Origin of the sequence: Enterobacter sp. 01-M-02-SI-ECC, from assembly GCF_047530595.1 — a bacterium.
Taxonomy (GTDB): Bacteria; Pseudomonadota; Gammaproteobacteria; order Enterobacterales; family Enterobacteriaceae; genus Enterobacter; species Enterobacter cloacae_M.
Window position 1 is genome coordinate 1 of record NZ_JBLKCZ010000065.1, and the last position, 3583, is coordinate 3583.

At 49.9% G+C, this 3583-nt stretch carries 3 protein-coding genes and 2 pseudogenes; all 5 read left to right on the forward strand.

Annotated features, from left to right (window positions below; genetic code table 11):
- Positions 1–278: 278 nt before the first annotated feature.
- Positions 279–464 (forward strand): annotated as a pseudogene (locus tag ACMWLG_RS25405) (IS3 family transposase); the annotation flags it as partial.
- Positions 465–526: 62 nt separating this feature from the next.
- A pseudogene (locus tag ACMWLG_RS25410) lies at positions 527–622 on the forward strand (type I restriction endonuclease subunit M); the annotation flags it as partial.
- Between the two features lie 48 nt (positions 623–670).
- Positions 671–1372 (forward strand): vWA domain-containing protein, encoded by a 702-nt coding sequence (locus ACMWLG_RS25415; RefSeq protein WP_045620708.1) that lies wholly within the window; start codon positions 671–673, stop codon positions 1370–1372.
- A 9-nt stretch (positions 1373–1381) separates the two neighbouring features.
- Positions 1382–2953: a hypothetical protein gene (locus ACMWLG_RS25420; RefSeq protein ID WP_045620707.1), complete on the forward strand. Its 1572-nt coding sequence runs from the start codon at positions 1382–1384 to the stop codon at positions 2951–2953.
- Between the two features lie 2 nt (positions 2954–2955).
- Entirely contained in the window at positions 2956–3528 is a 573-nt protein-coding gene (locus ACMWLG_RS25425) for a hypothetical protein (protein ID WP_414763057.1), read from the forward strand.
- The last annotated feature ends 55 nt before the right edge of the window (positions 3529–3583 follow it).

Below are 3583 nucleotides of genomic sequence, written 5' to 3' on the forward strand. Positions count from 1 at the left end.
CGATGTGTTTGCGGGAAAAAAATCGGCCCAGATCCGCGAAATTTTAATCAGCGAGTCAGCTTGGGAAGAAATGACCTGCTTATTCGCACCTTCCTTAGCCCCTTGTGCTGATGTGTAGTGATCCGCAAACAAAAGTCAGTGTTGACAGATGGACAGGCGAAGGGCTATCGGACAAAGAGACCCTGCGGTACCAAAACGCGATACCGTCCGTAAACGCTATCTATGGATCGTATCGGACCTCATCCATGTCAGATGTCTGCGACTGACACAGGCGCGTCAATTCTTTCACCGAATCGTTCTTCAGTTCACGTAAAAAAGAACGCATCAGGAAGAGAATAAACAAAATTCGGGAGGTGGTCCGGGCGGATATCTTCGATTACATTGAAGTGCTTAGCAATCATGCCCGGTATTACGGGCATCCCGGTGGCATCAGTCCGGAATCCTTTGGACTGGCCTCGTCGTGAGGTCAGGATATGTTTGCTCTGGTGGAGGCCGCCCAACAAAGCATCGTACAGCAGCATATAAAATGAAAAGCATTCAGCAACGTACAGAACAACACCGTCAAATCTGGGCGACAGCCAGTGATGTCAGAGGTTCAGTAGACGGATGGGATGCTAAACAGGATTCAGGGTCAAGATGATAACCAACAAGCGTATCAGGAGGATAACCCATGTTTGATCCAAAAAAATTCACCGCACCGACCGCCAGGCCGCTTCCCGTCGTCCTGCTTCTGGATGTCAGTGGCAGTATGTCCGGAGAGAAAATCGATAACCTGAACAAGGCCGTCAGGGATATGCTGGATGCCTTTGCGCAGGAAGAGAAAATGGAGACCGAGATCCTGGTTTCCGTCATTACTTTTGGCGATCAGGTTGAGCTACATGTTCCCTACACCCGGGCTTCTCAGGTGCAGTGGCAGGGTCTGCAAGCAAGCGGTATGACCCCGATGGGAACCGCACTCGAAATGGCCAAGGCCATGATTGAAGACAAGGAAACCACGCCGTCCCGCGCTTACAGGCCGACGATTGTTCTCGTTTCAGACGGACAGCCTAATGACCGTTGGGAAAGGCCACTGGAGGACTTTATTCTCGAAGGACGCTCGTCCAAATGTGACCGCATGGCAATGGCTATCGGGCGTGATGCGGATGAGGCGGTTCTGAAGCGATTTACCGAGGGCACGCCGCATGACCTTTTTTATGCGGAAAACGCCGGGCAGATGCATGAATTTTTCCAGCGAGTGACAATGTCTGTGACCCTGCGTACCCAGTCCCGAAACCCGAACGTGTTACCGGCGTCCATTGAGCTCGATGCGCGTACGAAGTCAAATATTGCAGCGTCAGTCTCTATTGCGAATGATGATCAAGGTTATTGGTAGGGGAGCATAATGGAAAGGAATCAGGAAAATGTGGATTTACCGACACTGATAACGAATGGCGCACATCATAGTGAAGCTCAGGCAGACGCTTTAGCTGGACAGATAGAGGTTACGCCAGCGGGGGCAAACAAAACTCGCAGAGTGATTGGTTCATTTATTCGTTCTTACAGAGATAAATCGCCTGATCTCTCCAGTAAGGCCTGGCTTAACCTTGAATTCGCTAAATATCCGGATATTTGGCGCACTGAAGAGGAACGCCAACAAGCGGCTAGCGAGATTGTTGAGGAGGTGGCGATTTTCCGATCCTCTCAGCAAGAATTGGCGGCACATCACAGCAAAGGATTAAGTACCAGCAACTGGCTGGCGGGGAAAATTGAGCAGGGTGCAACGGCAGGCGGCGTCACCAACTTCGGCGCATACGCCACGATAATTGATAGCGCCATTGAGACGGCAAACAAAGCAAACATTGATTTGCTTTACCGGAACGATGGCCAGTTGAACCAGCAGCTTAATCTGGATGGTTTTATTGCTGAACAGCACCATGCTGATACCTTCAACCTTGATGCAGTAGCCAAAGGCAGTGAATACCGCGCTGAAGTGTTAAAACCCAAATCCGGCGGGACATATGGCAAAAATTCGGTAGATGTTGTGATTCGGGATGGCGAGGGAAAAATTGTACGTCGCTATCAGGCCAAATATGGGGCCGATGCGGATGCAACAGACACATTGCTTAAAAAGGGTGATTATCGGGGGCAGCGCAAGTTGGTGCCTGAAGGGCAGTCTGAAGACATACCTGGCAGTACTGAAACAATAGAAATTGATGGCGTTGAATCGAAGCCGCTTTCTAAACAGGAAGCCAAAGAGAGGCAACGCAGAGCCCAGGAAAAAGCCGAAGCCAAACAATATGACTGGAACGAGACCAGCAGGATCGATATTGCAAAAAATATCGGGAAAAACGCGGGTACTGCGGCTCTTTTGTCTGTGGGATTTCAGGGGGCACGTATTCTCGGGCGGCGGATCTGGAAGGGAATAACAGGGCAAGAAAATAATAGTGCTGAAGAAGACCTCCAGGAGTTTGTACAGAGTGCTCTGAAATCGGCGGCGACCTCGGGGTTAAGCGTCGCTGTCACGGGTGCTGTGACCGTAGCAGTGAAAAGTGGCTGGTTGGGCACTGTGTTAAAAAATACACCGGCTGGCAGAATTGCTAATGCTGTGTGCATCGGTATTGAAAACGCGAAGGTTCTCTACAAATACGCAACCGGAGAAATCACAGCGGAAGAAGCGCTTGATCAAGCCGGCAGTGTCACATGCAGCCTTGTGGGGGGACTTGTCGGTGGGGCCAAGGGAGCGGGCATAGGTGCTGCACTGGGAACCGTTCTGGGACCCGTGGGGACTGCTATTGGGGGCCTTGTTGGTGGGGTGGTCGGCGGCATGGCAGGAAGTACCGTTGGAGAAGCGATTTATGAAGGTGGAAAGAGAATTGTATCTGCAGTTGTTGATTCCGTTAAATTGGTGGGGTCAGCAATAGGCAGTGGTGTTTCATCGTTCTGTAGCGGCGTGGCCTCTCTGTTTGGATTTTAAGTATGGATATTAAAGGCATTATTGAGGCCATTCGTTCCGGTGTAACAGGCATTCAGATTCTGGGCCAGGACGTCAATCGAATCGATGAAGAAATCGAGACCGTTGCGACCACACTGGGCTTCAGGGTAAAGGAGTGGAATCTGGGGTATGGTTGGGTTGATTTTAAGACAAAAAGGGCTCTGAAACCGGATCAAGACGCATTGCTGTATCAGGATTTAAAAGCCATTGCGGATGACGATCCGACGGGTCGGATTTATGTCATACAGAACGCCTGTTCCGTATTGAAAGATGACATCAGAGCGATTGCAAGACTGCAGCAGGAATTGTTAAGGATCAGGCGTCACTTTAAGGGGCAGGCAGCGATCTTTTTCGTCTCAAAAGAGAGTATAGAATTTTCAGAGCTTGTGGATCTTTTGATCCCTTTCTCTTGCTCTCCTCTTTCGTTAGAGCAAGTGGACGGCATTTTTGACTCTCTCTTACAGGAGTACTCTGTCACGGTTACTACAGCAGTGCGTAATTCTCTTAAATCCATATTTAATGAGATGGTCACTCCCTCCTTCCCAGTACTATGCTGAGGACAGGCTTTCATTCGGAGAACCATCATGGAAAACATTGCGCTTATTGGTATCG